Below are 19,524 nucleotides of genomic sequence, written 5' to 3'. Positions count from 1 at the left end.
CGTTAACGAATTCATACTACGGTTGAAGTCCCTTTGTCATCTGAACCAATAGTCCCACCCATCCAGGTAATAAGCGACCAAAGGATGCGATTGCATTGTATTTGGTTCTGCCTCGACCCGGTCGGTATCTGCGCCAAAGATCTGCGCGGCCTGCCAGACCTCGGGATTGAGGTATTTCAACCCCTCGGGCAAGGCGGGCGGGCGGTCTGCGGGCAGATGCGCCCCGGCCAGAACAAAGCCCCATTCACCAAAGCTTGGCACATAGGAATGATAGGGAATGACCCCCAATTCCTTTCCGGGGCCCTGCGGATTGCGGGTGGTTTCCAGCGTGGTGACGACGGACCAAAACGCTTGCCGCGCAAAAAAGGGTGATCCGGCTTGGGTGACCATCAACCCCTGCGCGCTAAGGCGTTCCATCAGCAACCCATAGAACTGGCGGCTGTAGAGTTTGGAAAGGGCCACGTTTTTGGGATCGGGCAGATCGACGATGATCACATCAAAAACCTGCTCAGACCCTTCTACGAACAGCCAGGCGTCGCCATTCTGGATCGACACACGCGGGTCGGACAGGGATTGTGCGTTTAACGCGGCCAAATCCTCATGATCGCGGAAAATCTCAGTCACCCGCGGGTCGAGATCGACCAAAGTGATGGTTTCCACATCCTTGTATTTCAGCACTTCGCGCACGGCCATGCCGTCGCCACCGCCGAGGATCAGCACGTTGTTGCGCCGGGGGGCCAGCGCCATAACCGGATGCACCAGCGGTTCGTGATAACGGTGCTCGTCCAGACTGTCGAACTGGATGGAATGATTGAGGAAAAGCCGTGTGCGATCCCGGTAGCGGGTGACAGTGATCTGCTGATAGGGGGTGGCTTCGGTCAAGATGACATCGTCTTCGAACAGCTGCGCCTCGGTGATGGCGACAAGGCGTTCGGATTGGACCAACCCGGCAATCGCGCCAATCAGGGCCACCGCCCAGACCGCAAAAATGATCCGCGTTACATGTTCGCGAAACAACCAGATCGACAGGCCTGCCACCAAGAGGTTGAGCACTCCAAAGGCAAGGCTGGCCGACATCAGCCCCAGATGCGGGATAACCAGCAGCGGAAAACAGACCGAGGCCACCAGAGCGCCGACATAATCGACACTGAGCACGTTTTCGAACCGGTTCTCAAAAGCACCAATCGCCTCTAACGCGCGGGTGATCAGCGGGATTTCCATCCCCGACAACACGCCGACCGCGATTAACATAGTATAGAGCGGCGCAGCCACCGAGCCGAGCAAGGCGTAGTGAAAGAACAAGGCCGGGGCCATGAAGCCGCCCACGACCCCCAATAGGATCTGCGCCCAGATGAAACCGGGCAACGGCTGTGCAACAAAGCGCGAAAGGTACGCGCCGACACCCATGGCAGACAAAAAGATCCCGATCACCAGGGAAAACTGGCGGATCGAGTCTCCTAACAGATAGCTGGAAAGCGTCGCGGCGATCAGTTCGTAAATCAGCCCTGCAACGGCCACCAAAAAGGTCGCCGCCAAGAGCCAGGCTTCCCGCGCGCGCGACGCGGGAATGGGGGGCGTGGTCATGAAACGATGACGGCCGCGATAATGATCGAAATCGAGATAAAGAGCATGCCAATGACCACCGCCAGGGCGATGTTCTGATCCTCTTCAATCTCTTTCATGATTGGGAAAGGTGTGATCCAGTCCAGAACTTTCCAGGTCACGAACATCAGCAACATGCCAAGGAAGGTGTAGAAAATGGTGCCAAGGAATTCGGCAAAGTTGATTGCTTCTAACATTGTGAAATGCCCCCGTTATTTTACGCGGTTGTTGCTGTAGTAATAGCCACCCCCGCCGCTGCCCTGTCGGACAGAGGCGGTTTTGTCGAGATCGTTGCTGGCGCCGCCGACCCCCTGATAGCCAAGATAGGTTGATCCGGCGACCAAAAGGCCCGACGCGGACAAAAAGACGATGCGAAACAAATTCATGATTTGCCTCCAAATTCCTGATCAATCATCCCAATCGCCTCCGGCCCAGCGTTTGCTTTTGTGGCGCCAGCGGCGGATGAATTGCCAGATCGCAACGCCGCCGAACAGGATCGCCGCCCAGAAGGGCAAGACGCCGCTCATCTGACCTTCGCGAATGCGCAGATCCAGACGGCTGATCGCCTGTTTTGGTTGGTCGCGCTTGGCCGCGCCGGTCCAGATACCGCTTTCAGCCTCGCCAAGATTGATCTGATAGGTGCCCGCCTTTTCAGGCACAAAGCGCAGATTGGCCTTGCCCGAACCTTCGGACCAATTGCCATCATCCCAACCGTGGTAACGCTCCATCACGCGCCCTGCGCCAAACAGGATTTCGCCATCCGGGTCCTGCACCGTAAAGCCGACGCTGGCCCAACTGTTGGACACATCCCCGGACAGGGCGATTTCCAAAAGCTTATTGGTTTGCGTGACTTCAAAGGGGATTTCGACCGGCAGGCCAACCACCGGCAGGCCCACTTCGGAGACAATGGTGCGCCCGCCGCTCAGCCCCATTACAAAGGAAATGATGATGCAAAGCAGCGCAAAAAGCGCTGACATGTTGCGGACGAATTTGAAGTTCTCACCACCCGAGAACGGCATCAAAGGATGCACTTTCTTGCTCAGCTTGGGCAGCTCAACCCCAAAGCTTTTGGCGATCTCGTCGCGGGGCAAATAGGTGGTGCGATAGACTTCGCGTTCTTTGTCAGTGGTGGAAAAGCCCAGCATCGCATCGTCAGACATGGCGCTGACCGTGGTGCTTTTGTCGCCAATCCGAACCGCCCAGGTAAATTCGCCCTCGGCAAAGGTCACTTCGCTGGTCGAGGTCTCGTAATATTTGAAACGATCCCCTTTGACCTGAATGGCTGGTGGTGCTTCAGAACGTTCCACCTGGCTTTCAGAAATCCAACCGGGCCCGCGAAAGCGGCGCGAAAAGGTCACATGCCCATCATCCAACGTCAGATAGGCATAGCCGTGGGTGGGCGAAAACAGCTGGTGGTCGATCCAGGTCCAGGTCCGCCCAGCATAAGTTTCCTTATGCTCCAGCGTGCCGATCACCGTGTATTCCACATCGAGGATCTTGCCCTTCATCCCCAGTTTGAACGGGGTGTCGGGGCGTTTCAGGTCGGCAAAGGTGCGCAGGACTTTGTAATCCTCTTGCGCGTCCAGTTCAGAGCCACAATAGGGGCAGACATGCACGGTCACACGCCCGCCGCCCAGAACATCAAGGCCAGCACCGCATGAGGTGCAGTTAATCGTTGTCAGATCGCCGCTGCGGGTCATGTTCCCCTCACCACTTTGATCTCAAACGGGTCATACCAGTCACCCTGGAACCACTTTTCCCCGCCATCCCAGAATTCACCGGACAAAAGCTCGCCCGATTGGTTGGTGGCGTTGAGGAATGTATGCGTGTCGCCAACATCGATCTGTTCGTCAAAACTGCCGCGCACGGCCACGCACTCGGCGGTTTCGATTTCGTTCACACGGTAGGTGCGGCGTTCAAACATGACCTTTTCGCCCAAACGGGGCTGGCCCTTGATGCGCGGGCCGCCTTTCTTGGGGCAGGCCTCTTGCAGGACGATGTCGCCCTCATCGACAGAGACCCAATAAGGATCACCGCGCCCATCCACGCCCCAGAATTCATCCCAAAAGCCGCGCCCATAGGAATAACGGGCATGGCCGTAAATATCGATGCGGAAACTGCCCAGAACAACCTGGTCGCCAATGCCAAACAGCAAGGGCGTATCATGCATCTCACCACCCTGCCCGGCGGTCAGTGCCTTGTCATCCGCTAAAAACAGCGAAGTCCCACACGAGGTGCAGGTCGTCATTTTAATAATATCCAGAGCCTGTTCGACCTGGTTCCCGCAATTGGGACAATTAAAACTTTTCATGCCCGCAGGTTGCCCATGCATGCGCGAAATTCAAGTAAGGATTTCTGTCAGGTGCAAATTGTTTGGCTCTTGCGTGTTATGCGGGCAGCGTAAGGCGGTCATGCCGGGTGACGTAACAAAATCGTTGCGATCCTGGTTTCCTTTGACAGGGATAAGCGTAAATCTACGCCCGACTAGGCTCCAAATGCGGGCCATAACAGGTGAAACGGATGCTGATAGAGAATAAGACATTTGACGAGCTGACCATCGGAGACAGCGCCGAGCTGCAAAGACTGTGCACGCAGGATGACATGATCGTCTTCGCCAATGTGTCGGGCAATCACAATCCCATGCATATGTATGACGCGGATGGCGATGCCGATGGCCACCCTGAGGCGATCTTGCCCGGGATGTTTGTCGGGGCCTTGATTTCTGCGGTTCTGGGCAATGTGCTGCCCGGTGCCGGGACGCTGTATCGCTCGCAAAACTTTCATTTCCACAATCGCGCCCATGCCGGGGATGAATTGCTGAGCCGGGTGATCGTCACCGACAAGAACGAAAAAGAGGGCACTGTAACCCTATCGACCGAAGTGCGCCGGGTGCGTGATGATGCCGTCGTGCTGGATGGCTGGGCCGAAGTCCTGGCCCCGCGCCGCAAGGTGGAATATGACAGCCACGACTTGCCCGGCCTGGTGGTGCAACGGCATCGCCATTTTGAAAAACTGCTGGCCAAGGCCGAACCACTGGACGCCTTGGCCACGGCGGTGGTCTGCCCCGAAGATCCTAATTCGCTGGGTGGGGCTCTTTTGGCGCGGGAGCACACGCTGATCGACCCGATCCTGCTCGGGGATGCGGACAAGATCACAGCCACCGCGCGGGACATGGGCCAAACGCTCGACAATATCGAAATCATCGACATCAAAGATCATCGCGGCTGCGCGCGTCGGGCGGTGGAACTGGTGCATGAAGGGCGCGCCAAGGCCCTGATGAAAGGGCATTTGCACACCGATATGCTGCTGCGCCCGCTTTTGGACAAACAGACAGGCCTGCGCATGGGGCGGCGCTTTACCCATGTGTTCGTGATGGATGTGCCGGGGCTGGCGCATCCTTTGCTGGTCACCGATGCCGCGATCAATATCGCGCCCGACCTCAAAACCAAGGTCGACATCACCCAGAACGCCATTGATCTGGCGCTGAGCCTTGGCATTGCCGAGCCCAAAGTTGGTGTTTTGTCGGCTGTGGAAACCGTGAATCCCGATCTCCCCTCGTCGATCGACGCCGCACTTCTGTCCAAGATGGCGGATCGCGGCCAGATCACCGGCGGGCTGGTGGATGGGCCTTTGGCAATGGACAATGCGGTGGATATCGCCGCGGCGCGGACCAAGGGCATCATCTCTCCGGTGGCCGGTCAGGCGGACATTCTGGTCGTACCGAATCTGGACGCTGGCAATATGCTTGCCAAACAACTCGCCTATCTTAGCCATGCCGAAAGCGCCGGTGTGGTTCTGGGTGCGCGGGTTCCGGTGATCCTGAATTCGCGGGCGGATGACGACATGGCGCGACTGGCCTCCTGTGCCGTTGCGGCACTGCACCATGAGCGTCTGAAGGGATAAATTTGATGAGCCACGTACTGACCCTGAATGCCGGATCTTCGTCTTTGAAGTTCGGGCTGTTCGAAACGGCGACTGATCCGGTGGCGGTTCTGACGGGGCTCATTGATCAAATCGGCGGGGCCGCGACCATCAAGGTCAAGGATGCCGCCGACGAAACCTTGGCCTTTGCAGAGCTGAGCCCAGAGCAGGCGGCCAATCATGTCGGTGCGGTTCAGGCGTCTTTGGAGCAAATCGCCACCTATTTCCCCGAAGCACGTATTCAGGCGGTTGGCCATCGCATTGTGCATGGCGGGGCCGAGTTTTCCGCCCCTGTCGAGATCACCGATGATGTGCTGGGCCGCTTGGAAAGCTTTGTGCCTTTGGCCCCCTTGCACCAGCCTCATAACCTTGCCGGAATTGCCGCCGCGATTGAGGCCTTTCCCGAGGCGCGTCAGGTTGCCTGTTTTGACACGGCTTTTCATCGTCAACACAGCTTTGTGCAAGACACCTATGGCCTGCCGCGTGCCTATTACGACAAAGGTGTGCGCCGCTACGGGTTTCATGGGTCGAGCTATGAGTTCATCTCGGGTGCCGTGGCCGAGATTGATCCGGCGTTACATGACGGGCGCGTGGCGGTGGCGCATCTGGGCAATGGGGCCTCGATCTGTGGGATCCATGGCGGAAAATCCGTCGCCTCGACCATGGGGTTTTCGCCCTTGGATGGCGTCGCCATGGGCACCCGCCCCGGCCAGATCGACCCGGGCGTGTTGCTTTACCTCATGAGCGAAGAGAACATGAGCGCCGCGCAGATTTCTGACCTGCTTTACACAGAGTCCGGGCTTTTGGGGTTGTCAGGGCTCAGCAATGACATGCGCAGCCTGCTCGCCTCGGATACGGTCGAAGCTGCGCAGGCGATTGACTATTTCTGCACCCGTATTCGCATGGAAATCGGCAGTCTGGCGGCGGCGATGCAAGGGCTGGATGGCTTGGTCTTTACCGGGGGGATCGGAGAGAACGCCGCAGCCATTCGCGCACAGATCTGCGCCGGTCTGGGGTGGCTCGGGATCGAGATGGACAATGCGCGCAACGCTGCGCCCGATCCGCGCATCAGCACCGATAACAGCCCGGTGCCCGTGATGGTGATCCCCACAAACGAAGAGCTGGTGATCGCACGGGCAGCCGCCCGGTTGCTGTGACTATCGAAACGGCCAAAGCGGATGGGGCACCGGATCTTTGGGGCGAAGCAGATAACGCCGAAAAATGTCGCCATAAGAGCTGTATAAATACCCTTTGTTGCGGCTGAGATACCTGTCTTTGTTGGCGTAATACATCTGCGGCAGCCTGTACCACGGCATCGTGGCATGCATGTGGTGGACCACATGCAGATTGTTGTTGAGAAAGAGCCAGGACAAAATCCCTTTGTCCTCGATGATCACTGTGCGCCCCGATGCAATATCATGGGCGCGATGCTCTAAAAACGTTCTGATCTTCAAGATGGCCAACGCCGCGTAGACACAAATACTCCAGGCCCAAACGGGCATGAGCGCAACCGAAGACATCCACCAGAGCACTAGGGCCAGTGCTGGGATATGCAACAGCCACCCCAGCAGCACCCGGCGATCACCTGTTGCGATGGCACGCATATCCTGCAGGACAAAGGCGATGCTGCCCAACGCGGGACCAATCAGCAATCGGCCCGCTAAGGTGTTATTGGCCTGCAAGACGCGCTGCTGCCAGGGGGCAAGCTGCCCCCAAACCGCCGGGTCCCAATAATTGCTTTCCGGATCATCATAGGGATCGGTCAGGATAGAGTCGCGGTGATGTGCCATATGCGTATCCTTGAACCGCAAATAGGGAACGGTAACCGACAAGGCGGGAAAGACAAGTAAGGCATTGAAAACCGGCGACGATGTCGGATGGCCGTGCAACGCCTCATGAGACAGCGACGAATGCAAGGCGGTGCTCAGGGTCACACAGACCATTGCCAGCAGCAGCGAGATTTCGGTCAAACCCGTCATGCCCCAGACCCAACCGCCATAGCACAGGCCCAGCATGACAAGAGTTGGCCATTCGACCTGCCGATGCCAATCCCGCCACCGGGGCCGCCTATGTTTTGCCAATTTGGGGGGTGCCATTTTGTCTCCGGTCTCTACTCACGAAACCGTTACCAGCGCAGCGCGGTCAAAGGTATTCAGCATTCTGTTAACAAAATGAGTGATCCGTGATATTTATCCCCAATGGGAACTATTATCGACAAACGTGACCGCGCCCTGCTGTTCCGCACCCGCCTGCAAGAGGCGCTGTCACAGGCTGGAGCCAATCAGACCTCCCTGGCGCGCGATATCGGTGTGGATCGCTCGACCATTTCGCAGCTCTTGGCGGATGATGGGGCGCGGCTGCCCAATGCGCATCTGGTTGGCAGTTGCGCGCAGGCTTTGAGTGTCTCTACCGATTGGCTACTGGGCCTGTCCGACCGGCCTGAAAACGCCGCCGATCTGGTCGCCACCAGCCTCACCATGACCGAAGCGCCGCGCGCTCTGGTCGATGAAACCATCTTTGCCTGGCACCAGGAGGCGGAAGGTTACAAAATCCGCCATGTTCCAGCACTTTTGCCAGATATGTTGAAAACCAAAGCTGTGCTGGAATGGGAATATGAACCCCATCTGGGCCGCTCTGCTGACCAGGCGATTGCCAGTTCCGAGGAACGGTTGGACTGGATGCGGCAATCACGCTCAGATTACGAAATCTGCATTCCCTACCATGAGTTAGAGAGTTTTCTATCAGGAACCGGATACTATTCCGGTCTGCCCGCAGACATACGACAGGCGCAATGTGATCACTGGATTACGCTGTGCCAATCGCTGTATCCGCGCCTGCGCGTCTACCTGTTCTGCGCGCGCCAGCTTTACTCCGCCCCGATTACCGTTTTTGGCCCGCTTCTGGCCGTGCTTTATATGGGGCGCAACTATCTGGTGTTTCGCGACACCAACCGGATTTCCGCCATCACCAGCCATTTTGACGCGCTTGTACGCGAGGCCGATATCAGCGCGCGGCAATTGCCCGAAGAGCTGGAAAAGATGCGCAGCCTGATTGCCTAGGGTCAGGACCCATTAATTCACAATGCTCAGCATGGAAAAATACGTGTTATCAGAGGTTTGAATTTCGCAGACAAGGCTGGTTGCCTTGGCAAGAAAATCGAGCCGCTGAGAGCATGTATTTCTCCATGCCCGTCCTCCCAGAGGGAGGCCGACTATGCTCGGCGCGCCTCTGGCGCGAGGGGTTCACCGGATTTTGCCCCAGCCTGTGTTATATGCCCTTGAAATAGAACCACTATTCCTGCGGACATATGCCTGGTCTGGAACAAAATCTGGCGAACTGAGCGTTGTGAATTAATGGGTCCTGACCCTGACATGCCCCTGCCCCCTTGAGAGACGGGGCGGGTGGGTGGGCGGCTCTCAAGGGGGCAGCCCACCTTTGAAATCAAAAGGGCATCGGGTGGGCTTTGTGGACCTTGTCCAAAGCCGCCCAAAGCTCCGGCGATATCTCAACATCAGCCGCGCCCAGCGCATGTTCCAATTGCGCCAAGGTGGTCGCCCCAAAAATCGACGAGGTCACAAATGGCCGCCGCGCCGACCAGGCAAGGGCCATATGGACCGGGTCCATGTCAAAGTCGCGGGCGACCTTCAGATAGGCCTCCACCGCGCCCAAAGCCCGGTCCGACTTGCGCCCGCCCATTTCGGCATTCAGCGACATGCGCGACCCTTCCGGCACAGCGCCACCTTGGTATTTCCCACTCAGATACCCTGCTGCCAAGGGAGAGAAAGGCAGGAAACCAACCTCTTCATAAGTCATCAATTCCGCCAGATCCGTATCTGCCAAGCGACACATCAAGGAATATTCATTCTGGATCGAGGCCACCCTTGGCCCACCGACACGCTCCGCCGCCGCCAGCCATTGTGCGGTGCCCCAGGCGCTGTCATTCGACAGGCCAAAGGCGCGGATCGTTCCCCGCTCCACTTCCTTTTGCAAAGCCCCCAGACAATCCTCAATATCCTGAATGACCTGTTCACGGCTCATCCCGGATTTGCGCGGATCAAAGCTCCAATTCTGTCGAAACATGAAACTGCCGCGATTGGGCCAGTGGAATTGATAGAGGTCGATATAGTCGGTCTGCAACCGTTTCAACGACCCTTCAATGGTTTCTGGAATGGATGTCGCGGAAATCGGGGCCCCATCGCGCGCCTGACTGCCCGCACCGGAATGTTTGGTTGCCAGGATCCAATCCGCCCGCTTGCCCGAAGCGGCAAACCAGTTGCCGATGATCTCTTCGGTCCTCCCGATAGTCTCCTTACGGACTGGATTGACCGGGTACATTTCCGCTGTATCCATGAAATTGATGCCGCCATCCAAGGCCCGCTCAATCTGGGCATGGCTCTCAGCTTCGCTGGTCTGGGTGCCAAAGGTCATGGTGCCAAGGCAGAATTCACTGACAGCGATGCCGGTTTTCCCAAGAGTGTTTCGTTTCATCCTGTATCTCCCTCGCGCTTTTGTCGCGATGATAGCGGTGACATCCTGATTTCCAAGGGCAAGAGAGCAAAAATCAATCATTGAGAACAAAATAAGAACGCGCTACCCTAACCCCATGACCGCCCATACGCTTTTATCTCGCAAAACCCACCGTCCACCGCCGGGCTTGCCGGTGATGGAACAGGCAAGCTTGCCCCTGTCGCGGGTGCATGAAATCTGCGGCCGTGCCCGGCGCAGTTGGGCGGTGCATATTGCCTCCAGACTGCTGGCAGAGCTCAGAACCGGCCCGATTTTCTGGATTTCCCCGACATGGGAACACAATCAGCTCAACACCGATGGTCTGGTCTCCCTGCTGCCGCCGCAATCACTGATCTTCCTCTCGCCGCTTCGCGCCGAGGATATCCTGTGGAGCATGGAGGAGATCCTGCGCAGCGGGGCCGCCCCATTGGTGGTGGCTGATCTGCCCGCCCCTCCGGGCATGACCGCCGTGCGCCGCCTGCATCTGGCGGCGGAAACCGGCGCGGGCGAAGGGCGCTTTCGCCCGCTGGGCCTGCTGCTGACACCGGGAAATGGCGGTGCCCCGGGGGTCGAAACCCGCTGGCAGATGGAACCCGATCACCGCCCCGGCCAGACCCGCTGGCGGTTGGAGCGGTTGCGCGCCCGCATGGCCCCACCCAAAAGCTGGTCGCTTGATCGGCTCGGCTCACCCCCGCAGGATCATGCAGGTGGTCGAGCCGGTGGCATATAGTTTGCCATCCTCCTTGCCGCGCAACTCTCCAGTCGCCACAGCGGTCGAGCGCCCGGAATGTTGCGCAATCCCAACCGCATGAACCACAACCCCCAAAGGGATCGCGCGGGTGATATTGATCTTGTATTCCAGCGTCGTATAGCCCGCCCCGGCCGGCAAAGTCGTATGCACCGCGCAGGCCATGCAACTGTCCAGGATCGCCCCATACCAGCCGCCATGCACCGTGCGCAGCGGGTTGGCGACCTCAAATTGCGGGATGCCTTCGAACACCACGCGGCCCTCTTCCGCCTCAACCGGGGCAAAGCCCAGTGTCTCACCAATAGGTGGCCCGGCCCGTTCCCCAGACACAATGCTGCGCATCATCTCCAGCCCCGGCACTGACATCAATTCCTCGGGGCTTGGCAATTCATCCAGGCTGCGGGCAATCTTGCGCTGTGACATCAACATCCTCCTGTCGCTCACGCCACTCAACCCCAGCCCGACACAACCCAAAACCCTAACGCTGCGTCACCAGCCTGTGGTTTCTCTGGGCTTAAAATATCCCGGGGAGTCCCGAGCCATGCTCGGGACGGGGCAGCGCCCCAACACAGCCAAAAGTCCCAAAACGACAAAAGAAAGTCGCAATCCCCCATGCCCGCCCAGCCCAGCAATGCGCCTATGCCCCTATGCGTATGATGCTCTCCTTTGCCGCCCTCTATCTGTCGGTTGTCCTTTTGCAACTGTCCTCGGGCGGCGTGGGTCCGCTTGACGCGCTGTCGGGGCTCAAGCTGAACTTCACCACGCAGCAAATCGGTTTTCTCGGCTCAGCGCATTTCCTCGGCTTTTTCCTTGGCTGCTGGTGGGCCCCGCGCCTGATGGGCAATATCGGCCATTCCCGCGCCTTTGCGATTTTCACCGCGCTTGGCACCATGGGCATTCTTGGCCATATCCTCAGCGATAACCCGTATTTCTGGGCCGCCATGCGGGTTGGACAGGGGCTGTGTATCGCGGGCAGCTACACGGTGGTTGAATCTTGGCTGCAATCAAAGGTCACCAATGACAATCGTGGGCGCGCCATGGGGACCTATCGGGTCACCGATATGCTGGCCTCTCTAGCGGCGCAGCTGATTATTTCGGTGCTCGAACCGGCCTATTACGTATCCTACACCCTGCTGGCGATGATCTGTTGCGCGGCGATCCTGCCGTTGACCTTGACCCGCGCCACCCAGCCCGAAACCCCTGACGCACCGAGGCTCAAGCCCGGCCTGGCCTTTGCGCGTTCGCCCTTGGCGGTGGCCGGGGTGCTGGTTGCCGCGCTTTCTGGGGCGTCATTTCGCATGGTCGGGCCTCTTTATGGCACTGGGGTGGGCCTGCAAACCTCTGACATCGCGCTCTTTCTGGCGGCCTTTGTCGCGGGGGGCGCGCTGGCGCAATACCCGGTTGGCTGGCTCGCCGATCGGTTTGATCGACGCTTTGTGTTGATCTGGCTGTCTGTGGCAGCCGTCATCAGCAGTGTTTTCACCGCCAGCGTATCCGGGCTGAACACTACAGCCATCATGCTGACTGCCGCCCTGTTTGGGGCGACGACTTTTCCAATCTATTCCGTCGCAGCCGCCCATGCCCATGACTTTGCCGACAGTTCGGAACGTGTCGAACTCTCGGCGGCGCTGATGTTCTGGTATGCCTGCGGAGCCATCGCCGCGCCCTGGGTCGCCTCGACCTTGATCGATGCCTTTGGCCCGCCTGCCCTATTCACCATGATCGCCTTTGGCCACGCGCTGCTGATCGTCTTTGGCCTGCTGAGGATGCGCGCCCGCCCCGGCGCGACCGAACGCACGCCCTATGTCTATGCGCCGCGCACCTCCTTTGTGATTGGTCGTCTCATGTCGCGCTTTCGCGACAGCTCTCTGGACAAAGAAGACAAATCCAACTAGCCCTTGCCGCTTGCATCCGTTACATCAGCGCCAAACCGCACGGGACGAACAGCCATGGCACGCCATCTCATCACCTCCGCGATTCCCTATATCAACGGGATCAAGCACTTGGGCAATCTTGTGGGCTCTCAGCTGCCTGCCGATCTTTACGCCCGCTACCTGCGCGCACGCGGGCATGAGGTGATGTTCCTTTGCGCCACCGATGAACATGGCACCCCGGCCGAGCTGGCCGCCGCCAAGGCAGGCAAGCCGGTGGATGAATACTGCGCCGAAATGTGGGCCGTGCAGTCCGAAATCGCCAAAGGCTTTCGCCTGTCCTTTGACCATTTTGGCCGCTCATCTTCTGAGCAGAACAAGAAGCTGACCCAGCATTTTGCCGCGCGTCTTGATGCCGAAGGCCTGATTGCCGAGGTCAGCGAAACGCAGATGTATTCCCATGCCGATGGCCGCTATCTGCCCGACCGCTATATCGAGGGCACCTGCCCCAATTGCGGTTTTGAGGATGCGCGCGGCGATCAGTGCGACAATTGCACCAAGCAGCTTGACCCGGTCGACCTGATCAATCCACGCTCGACCATTTCCGGCTCGACCGATCTGGAAATGCGCGAGACCAAACACCTTTACCTGCGCCAAAGCCAGATGAAGGACAAGCTGGATGCCTGGATCGATAGCAAGACCGACTGGCCGGTGCTGACCACCTCGATTGCCAAGAAATGGCTGCATGACGGTGACGGCTTGCAGGATCGTGGCATCACCCGTGACCTCGATTGGGGTGTGCCTGTGATGAAGGGTGATCAGCCTTGGCCGGGCATGGAAGGCAAGGTGTTCTACGTCTGGTTTGACGCGCCCATCGAATATATCGCCTGCGCCCAGGAATGGGTTGATGCGGGCAAAGGTGAGGATTGGGAACGCTGGTGGCGCACCGATAAGGGTGCTGATGATGTGCGTTACACCCAATTCATGGGCAAGGATAACGTGCCCTTCCACACCCTGTCTTTCCCGACCACGATCCTTGGCTCGAACGAACCGTGGAAGCTGGTCGATTACATCAAATCGTTCAACTATCTGAACTATGATGGCGGGCAGTTCTCCACCTCGCGCGGGCGTGGTGTGTTCATGGATCAGGCGCTGGAAATTCTGCCAGCGGATTATTGGCGCTGGTGGCTGCTGAGCCACGCGCCCGAAAGCTCGGACAGCGAATTCACCTGGGAAAACTTCCAGACCTCGGTGAACAAGGACCTTGCCGACGTGCTGGGCAACTTTGCCAGCCGTGTGACCAAATTCTGCCGTTCCAAGTTTTCCGAGGCCGTGCCGGCGGGCGGCACCATGGGCGCGCGTGAAGAGCAGTTGGTCGCAGACCTCACCGCCAAGGTGCAGGAATACCAGGCCCATATGGAAGCAATCGAAGTGCGCAAGGCCGCAACCGCCCTGCGTGCGGCCTGGGTGTTGGGCAACGAGTACCTGCAAGAGGTCGCGCCCTGGACCACGTTCAAAACCGACCCCGATCAGGCCGCCGCGCAGATCCGTCTGGCCCTGAACATGATCCGTCTCTATGCGGTGATCTCTTCGCCCTTTATCCCGGACGCCAGCGCCGATTTGCTGACATCCATGGGGGCCGAAGACGCCACATGGCCCGATGACATCGCCGCCGCGCTGACCGCCCTGCCCGAAGGCCATGCCTTTAGCGTGCCGGACGTCACCTTCCGCAAGATCACCGATGCCGAGCGTGAGGAATGGCAAGAGCGCTTTGCAGGAACGCGTGACTGATCGACCATGCTGATCCAGTCTGTAGAAGATGTCCTATTATTGATCGCGTCTTGGGCCGGGTTGGCGGATTACACGCCTCCAACCCGTGTTGCCCAAGATGGCATACCTGACGCGCTTTCGCTGATCGAAGATCTCACCACGCGGCTCGGGCCAAATTTTTATTCTTCGCCGCCTGTGACCGCGGATCTGATGAATGTCCAAGACACAATCACCCTTTCGCGTGACTTGGTCCCGGATGAGTTCGGGGTCAGCACGATCGTGACCGAAAACCAGGGCGTTTATAGATTGGGAGTTTCAAATCGGGACCCGGGCCAGGCCTTGGCCGCAGGCGACTGGCTGTATGGAGATCAAGACCTGAATGAAAACGGCTGGTCACCTAGCGGATTGCGCACCGAAGACGCATACATCCTTGCGTTGTTGGTAAACGGATTCTTTGGTTTGAGCTGCCAATGCGAAATTCGCGACGAAGACGCGGTCGACGAAATTCCTGCGGACACGGATCAGCTTCTTTGGTCCCACAAAGCCTTGGGTTCGGGATGGCCCGGTTTTTGGACAAATTCCCAGCAAACAAAACTGCACTTTGGTGGTCTTGGACAAACCTTGCTGAGGCAGTGAAACCGTTCCAACCAATAAACGGATTTCTGTGTAACCGCTGCTCTCACTTGGCCGCCCCTTTCGTAATGCTAGGTTTGCACTTCGGCAAAATTGCATTGCCAAAGCCAAACACAACCTGCAATCTGCCACCAAAATAAAAACCAGTGTTTCGGGCAGAGTAAAACCATGAAAGTTTCCACAGAAACCAGCGCAGAGATCATCGATATTCTGCAGGAACGCAAAGAGCTTCCGCTTTTTCTGGAACGTGACAATCTGGTCGGGATCGAGCTGGGTGTCGCCGGTGGCTGGTATTCCAAACGCATTCTCGATACGGGCCTGTTCAGCGAACTTTATGGCGTCGATCTTTACGGCGACCATCATGACACCAAGCAATATATTGAGGCGCTCCAGCTTGTTGGCATGGGCAAACCCTATTGGCTGCTGCGCATGAGCTTTGAGGAAGCGCTGGGGGCCTTCCCGGATGAATATTTCGATTTCGTCTATATTGATGGCTATGCCCATACCGGCGAAAATCAGGGCAAGACCCTGTTTGACTGGTATCCCAAGGTGAAAAAGGGCGGCATGCTGGCCGGGCATGATTATCACAAGAAATGGCCGCTGGTGCAGGTTTCGGTCAACACATTGGCCGAGGCGACCGGTCAGCCGATCATGCGCACCTCGCTTTCCAAGAAACGCGACCCGCAGGACAAATTCCCGTCCTGGGCCTTGTTCCGCGAAGGTGACGAGATCCCGGACTATCCTGACAAGCTACGCCAATTGCCCAAGAGGCTGCGCGGCGCATAGGCTCTGTTGACAGGCCAGCCCCGGATTGCTACCTCCGCCGCCTCACCAAGCAGAGGGTTTCCATGGGACGCAAGCGCAAGGGCCGCGATATTTCCGGCTGGCTGATCGTAGACAAACCGGCAGGCATGACCTCGACCTCGGTCGTGAATAAGGTTCGTTGGGCCATGGACGCGAAAAAGGCCGGGCATGCGGGCACTCTGGATCCCGAAGCGACCGGTGTTTTGGCGGTGGCCCTGGGCGAGGCCACCAAAACCGTGCCCTATATCACCGACGCGCTCAAAGCCTATCGCTTCACCGTGCGTCTGGGACAAGCCACCAATACCGATGACGCCGAGGGCGAAGTGATTGCAAGCTCGGATTTGCGCCCGGCGGATGACGACATCAAAGAAGCGCTGCACCAGTTTGTCGGTGACATCATGCAGGTGCCGCCGCAATTCTCAGCGGTGAAAATCGACGGGGAGCGCGCCTATAAACGCGCCCGCGATGGCGAAGAGATGGAAATCGCAGCCCGCCCGCTCTGGGTCGAAGAATTGGTGATGATCCGGCGCATCGATGATGACCATGTCGAGCTGGAAATGACCTGTGGCAAGGGCGGCTATGTGCGCTCAATCGCCCGTGACTTGGGCGAAGCTTTGGGCTGCAAGGGCCATGTCCTGTGCCTGCGCCGCATCTGGTCCGGCCCGTTTGAGGCTGGTGATGGGCTGAGCATCGAACAGATTGATGAAATGGCCAAGACCCCGGATCTGGACGCCTACCTGAAACCGCTTGAGGTTGGGCTGGATGATCTGCCCGAGCTGCGCACCACCGCTGAGGGCGCGACCAAGCTGCGCAACGGCAATCCCGGCATGGTGTTTGCCTCAGACGTGGATTACGGCGAAGAGGCCTGGGCCAGTCTCGATGGCGAACCCATCGCGGTTGGCGTCTACAAAGCCGGTGAGTTGCACCCGAAACGTGTATTCGTCACGGCGCAATAAGGCGCGTTTAGCGAACAAAAAACGGTTGCCTGTCGGGACGGTGGGCGGGGCGCCTTTTCAGCCAGCTGAAAACAGCGCCGCTCCCGTCACATCATCGCAATCCAATTGCGTAGGGCCTCCACCGCTTCGGGTTCATCCAGAAACGGGATATGGCCACGGTCAGCCACCTGCACCGCCTGCGCATCCGGTCGCCGCGCCACCATCTTGTCAAAGCACGCCGCCGACAAGAGGTCCGAATTTGCCCCCCGGATCAGGCATAATGGCAACCCGCCCAGCGCATCAAAAAATGGCCAAAGATCCGGCACCACCTGCGCCCCGTCCGCCAGAACCGCGTCGCGCAGCTTCGGGTCATAAGTGATGTCCAGCCCCCCTTCGACCTCGCGGTAATGCGTCTCCGCCTCGCGCTTCCAGCGCTCTGCGGGCACATTGGCAAATCCGGCCATCACCTTAGGACGCGCGGCAATCGCTGCCTCCATAGTCTTCCAGACCGGGCGTCTACCAAGGTAATCCTTGATCACATCCAGCCCCTTATCCGCGATTTCCGGGCCGATATCGTTCAAGGCCACCCCCAGCAGCCGGTCTTTGACTGTTGCCGCCAGACCCATGGCGATCAAACCACCGCGTGAACTGCCCAGCACCGCCGCTTTTTCGATCCCCAGATGATCCAACAACTCAACCGCATCCCGCCCCTCAACCGGGATCGAATAGGTCTCATGCGGGGCCCAATCCGACTGTCCGCGCCCGCGATAATCCAACCGGATCAAGCGCACGCCATCCAGCAAAGGCGCAACATAGTCGAAATCCTTGCCATTGCGGCTGAGCCCCGACAGGCACAGGATCGGCAGCCCCTCGCCCTCATCCGTGAAAAACAGGCTTATCCCATCGGATGTGGTAAAACGTGGCATCAAACAAGCTCCGGTATCGTGCTGAGGTCGCTAAGAACGCGCCCCGGTTTGCCCGGCAACCGATCCATTGGCAAGCCCATGCGGTTCACCCAGACCGTGTTGAAACCATATGCCGCGGCATGGGCCGCGTCCCAGCCATTGGAGGAAACAAACAACACCTCTTCGGGCGCGTAGCCAAACCGCGCGCCGACCAGATCATAAACCTCGCGGGCGGGTTTGAAAGTCTCGACCTTGTCCACCGAGATCAGCGCGTCCAGATAGGTGCCGACACCGGCGCTATCCACCGCGCCCTCAAGCATATCCTTATTGCCGTTGGAGAGGATCGCACAGTTTTTCCCGGCGGCCTTCAGATGCGCCAGCATAAACGGCACCTCCTTATAGGCGGGCAATTCCCAATAAAGCGCCAGCAGGCGTTCGCGCAGCTCAAGGTCATCTTGCAACCCGGCCCGCTCCATCGCCCAATCCAGCCCGTCCTTGGTGACCTCCCAAAACGGCACATAGGTGCCCGCCACCGCGCGCAGCCAGCTATATTCCAACTGTTTGGCCCGCCAATCCGCGGCGATTTGCGGCCAGACCGCCGCCAGCTTTTCGCGCCCCGGCTCTTCGGCCACGACACGGGCGGCTGCAGCGACATCAAACAAGGTGCCATAGGCGTCAAAGATGCAGGTGGTGATGGTCATGGGGTCCCCTCCAGAATTGCCGCCCGCCACCCTGACAGATTTCGGCAGGAGCGAAAGGTCAAAGGCGCGATTACCCGCGCAGTCTCACACCAATGTGTTAGCCTTGGGTCATCGAATTTCCAATAACCCGAGTAATGTTCAAGGAGAGTGACCATGTCAAACCACGGTAAAATCTGGTGGAACGAGCTGATGACCCGCGATGTCGAAAAGGCCAAGGCCTATTATTCCGACCTCTGCGGCTGGAGTTTTGACTCCATGCCTGACCCCGAAACCGGCAGCGTCTATTGGATCGCCATGCAGGGCGACCAACCCGTCGGCGGCCTGATGGATCTGGGCCTGCTCGAACATCTGAACGGTGTGCCGCCGCATTGGTTTACCTATATCGCGGTGGATGATGTGGATGCCTCGGTCGAGGCCACGGTTGCCGCCGGGGGCGAAATCCGCCGCCCTGCCTTTGACGTGCCGGGCATCGGCCGCATTGCCATCATCGCCGACCCGACCGGTGCGCCTGTTGGCATCATGACCCCGGCTGCCCCGGCGGAACAGGGCTAAGCCATTTGCAAATCACGTCCGGGTCTCATAGGGTGCGCGCCCATACGAGCACCCGGGCGGTCCGGCCTCGTCCATTCATTTCCCGAAAAACGAGGCCAAGATGACACAAGCCAAATCCGGCGATACCGTTCGCATTCATTACACCGGCACCCTGGATGACGGTTCGACCTTTGACAGCTCCGCCGGGCGCGACCCGCTGGAATTCAAACTGGGCTCTGGTCAGGTCATCCCCGGTTTCGACAAAGGTGTCGATGGCATGTCCGTTGGCGAAAAGAAAACCATCCATATCCCTGCGGACGAGGCCTATGGTCAAAAGGATGACCGCGCCGTTCAGGCCATCCCGCGCGAAAACATCCCCGACGATATCCCGCTTGAGGTTGGTATTCAGCTGCAAATGCAATCTCCCACCGGTCAGGTCATGCCTGTAACCGTCACCGAAGTCACCGAAACCGAAGTCACCCTGGACGCCAACCACCCGCTGGCGGGCAAGGATCTGACCTTTGAACTGGAGCTGGTCTCGGTCGGATGTGGCGACGAATCCTGTGGGTGTGGTAGCTAGAGCGCCCTTCGGAACTG

At 58.6% G+C, this 19,524-nt stretch carries 21 protein-coding genes; 11 read left to right on the top strand and 10 right to left on the bottom strand.

Annotation, left to right across the window (positions count from 1 at the left end; all coding sequences use genetic code 11):
• Window positions 1-36 precede the first annotated feature (36 nt).
• Genes CLV87_RS20225 through CLV87_RS20210 form a run of 5 tightly spaced genes read right to left on the bottom strand, consistent with a single transcriptional unit; the run spans window position 37 to window position 3,850 of the window.
• Window positions 37-1,584, bottom strand: a complete 1,548-nt coding sequence (locus tag CLV87_RS20225; protein WP_099249115.1) for a polyamine aminopropyltransferase — start codon at window positions 1,582-1,584, stop codon at window positions 37-39.
• Window positions 1,581-1,799, bottom strand: a complete 219-nt coding sequence (locus tag CLV87_RS20220) for a DUF350 domain-containing protein (protein WP_099249113.1) — start codon at window positions 1,797-1,799, stop codon at window positions 1,581-1,583. The genes CLV87_RS20225 and CLV87_RS20220 overlap by 4 nt, the downstream gene beginning before the upstream one ends.
• Window positions 1,800-1,814: 15 nt before the next feature.
• A complete protein-coding gene (locus CLV87_RS23965; protein ID WP_166652804.1) occupies window positions 1,815-1,988 on the bottom strand; it encodes a hypothetical protein in 174 nt (57 codons plus the stop codon).
• A 21-nt stretch (window positions 1,989-2,009) separates the two neighbouring features.
• Window positions 2,010-3,302, bottom strand: coding sequence for a DUF4178 domain-containing protein (locus tag CLV87_RS20215; RefSeq protein ID WP_099249111.1), 1,293 nt, complete (start codon window positions 3,300-3,302; stop codon window positions 2,010-2,012).
• A complete protein-coding gene (locus tag CLV87_RS20210) occupies window positions 3,299-3,850 on the bottom strand; it encodes a DUF4178 domain-containing protein (RefSeq protein WP_235872004.1) in 552 nt (183 codons plus the stop codon). The genes CLV87_RS20215 and CLV87_RS20210 overlap by 4 nt, the downstream gene beginning before the upstream one ends.
• A 272-nt stretch (window positions 3,851-4,122) precedes the next feature.
• On the opposite strand from CLV87_RS20210, the gene CLV87_RS20205 reads away from it, so the two are divergent.
• Both CLV87_RS20205 and CLV87_RS20200 read left to right on the top strand, forming a co-directional pair.
• Window positions 4,123-5,505, top strand: coding sequence for a bifunctional enoyl-CoA hydratase/phosphate acetyltransferase (locus CLV87_RS20205; protein ID WP_099249109.1), 1,383 nt, complete (start codon window positions 4,123-4,125; stop codon window positions 5,503-5,505).
• A 5-nt stretch (window positions 5,506-5,510) separates the two neighbouring features.
• Window positions 5,511-6,680, top strand: a complete 1,170-nt coding sequence (locus CLV87_RS20200) for an acetate/propionate family kinase (protein ID WP_099249107.1) — start codon at window positions 5,511-5,513, stop codon at window positions 6,678-6,680.
• On the opposite strand, the gene CLV87_RS20195 is transcribed toward CLV87_RS20200, so the two are convergent.
• The gene (locus tag CLV87_RS20195) at window positions 6,681-7,619 is read right to left on the bottom strand and encodes a fatty acid desaturase (protein ID WP_099249105.1); all 939 of its coding nucleotides are present in this window, start codon (window positions 7,617-7,619) and stop codon (window positions 6,681-6,683) included.
• A gap of 102 nt (window positions 7,620-7,721) precedes the next feature.
• On the opposite strand from CLV87_RS20195, the gene CLV87_RS20190 reads away from it, so the two are divergent.
• Complete coding sequence (locus CLV87_RS20190; RefSeq protein ID WP_099249103.1) at window positions 7,722-8,582, top strand: helix-turn-helix domain-containing protein; 861 nt, start codon at window positions 7,722-7,724, stop codon at window positions 8,580-8,582.
• 382 nt (window positions 8,583-8,964) lie between these two features.
• Here CLV87_RS20190 and CLV87_RS20185 read toward each other — a convergent pair whose 3' ends face one another.
• Window positions 8,965-10,011 (bottom strand): aldo/keto reductase, encoded by a 1,047-nt coding sequence (locus CLV87_RS20185; RefSeq protein WP_099249101.1) that lies wholly within the window; start codon window positions 10,009-10,011, stop codon window positions 8,965-8,967.
• 175 nt (window positions 10,012-10,186) lie between these two features.
• On the opposite strand from CLV87_RS20185, the gene CLV87_RS20180 reads away from it, so the two are divergent.
• Window positions 10,187-10,759 carry an ImuA family protein gene (locus CLV87_RS20180; RefSeq protein WP_235872003.1) on the top strand — a complete coding sequence of 191 codons (573 nt, stop codon included), beginning with the start codon at window positions 10,187-10,189 and terminating at the stop codon, window positions 10,757-10,759.
• On the opposite strand, the gene CLV87_RS20175 is transcribed toward CLV87_RS20180, so the two are convergent.
• Window positions 10,715-11,200, bottom strand: coding sequence for a PaaI family thioesterase (locus CLV87_RS20175; RefSeq protein ID WP_099249388.1), 486 nt, complete (start codon window positions 11,198-11,200; stop codon window positions 10,715-10,717). The two genes, CLV87_RS20180 and CLV87_RS20175, sit on opposite strands and share 45 nt — an antisense overlap.
• 224 nt (window positions 11,201-11,424) lie before the next feature.
• Between CLV87_RS20175 and CLV87_RS20170 the strand changes: the two genes are divergently transcribed.
• The 5 genes from CLV87_RS20170 to truB all read left to right on the top strand — a co-directional run bounded on the left by CLV87_RS20170 (window position 11,425) and on the right by truB (window position 16,811).
• Complete coding sequence (locus CLV87_RS20170) at window positions 11,425-12,672, top strand: MFS transporter (RefSeq protein WP_099249097.1); 1,248 nt, start codon at window positions 11,425-11,427, stop codon at window positions 12,670-12,672.
• Between the two features lie 54 nt (window positions 12,673-12,726).
• The gene (gene metG / locus CLV87_RS20165) at window positions 12,727-14,439 is read left to right on the top strand and encodes a methionine--tRNA ligase (RefSeq protein WP_099249095.1); all 1,713 of its coding nucleotides are present in this window, start codon (window positions 12,727-12,729) and stop codon (window positions 14,437-14,439) included.
• A 6-nt stretch (window positions 14,440-14,445) separates the two neighbouring features.
• The gene (locus tag CLV87_RS20160; RefSeq protein WP_099249093.1) at window positions 14,446-15,054 is read left to right on the top strand and encodes a hypothetical protein; all 609 of its coding nucleotides are present in this window, start codon (window positions 14,446-14,448) and stop codon (window positions 15,052-15,054) included.
• A 165-nt stretch (window positions 15,055-15,219) separates the two neighbouring features.
• Window positions 15,220-15,837, top strand: a complete 618-nt coding sequence (locus CLV87_RS20155) for a class I SAM-dependent methyltransferase (RefSeq protein WP_099249091.1) — start codon at window positions 15,220-15,222, stop codon at window positions 15,835-15,837.
• Window positions 15,838-15,899: 62 nt separating this feature from the next.
• Entirely contained in the window at window positions 15,900-16,811 is a 912-nt protein-coding gene (truB, locus tag CLV87_RS20150) for a tRNA pseudouridine(55) synthase TruB (protein WP_099249089.1), read from the top strand.
• A gap of 86 nt (window positions 16,812-16,897) precedes the next feature.
• On the opposite strand, the gene CLV87_RS20145 is transcribed toward truB, so the two are convergent.
• Window positions 16,898-17,716, bottom strand: a complete 819-nt coding sequence (locus CLV87_RS20145; protein ID WP_099249087.1) for an alpha/beta fold hydrolase — start codon at window positions 17,714-17,716, stop codon at window positions 16,898-16,900.
• Complete coding sequence (locus CLV87_RS20140; protein WP_099249085.1) at window positions 17,716-18,396, bottom strand: haloacid dehalogenase type II; 681 nt, start codon at window positions 18,394-18,396, stop codon at window positions 17,716-17,718. The genes CLV87_RS20145 and CLV87_RS20140 overlap by 1 nt, the downstream gene beginning before the upstream one ends.
• A gap of 153 nt (window positions 18,397-18,549) precedes the next feature.
• On the opposite strand from CLV87_RS20140, the gene CLV87_RS20135 reads away from it, so the two are divergent.
• Both CLV87_RS20135 and CLV87_RS20130 read left to right on the top strand, forming a co-directional pair.
• Window positions 18,550-18,948 carry a VOC family protein gene (locus tag CLV87_RS20135; RefSeq protein WP_099249083.1) on the top strand — a complete coding sequence of 133 codons (399 nt, stop codon included), beginning with the start codon at window positions 18,550-18,552 and terminating at the stop codon, window positions 18,946-18,948.
• Window positions 18,949-19,048: 100 nt separating this feature from the next.
• A complete protein-coding gene (locus CLV87_RS20130; RefSeq protein ID WP_099249081.1) occupies window positions 19,049-19,507 on the top strand; it encodes an FKBP-type peptidyl-prolyl cis-trans isomerase in 459 nt (152 codons plus the stop codon).
• The last annotated feature ends 17 nt before the right edge of the window (window positions 19,508-19,524 follow it).

Origin of the sequence: Pelagimonas phthalicica (assembly GCF_004364805.1) — a bacterium.
GTDB classification, from domain to species: domain Bacteria; phylum Pseudomonadota; class Alphaproteobacteria; order Rhodobacterales; family Rhodobacteraceae; genus Pelagimonas; species Pelagimonas phthalicica.
Note: the sequence above shows the minus strand (reverse complement) of the source record. Positions and strands in the feature narration are given on the sequence as shown.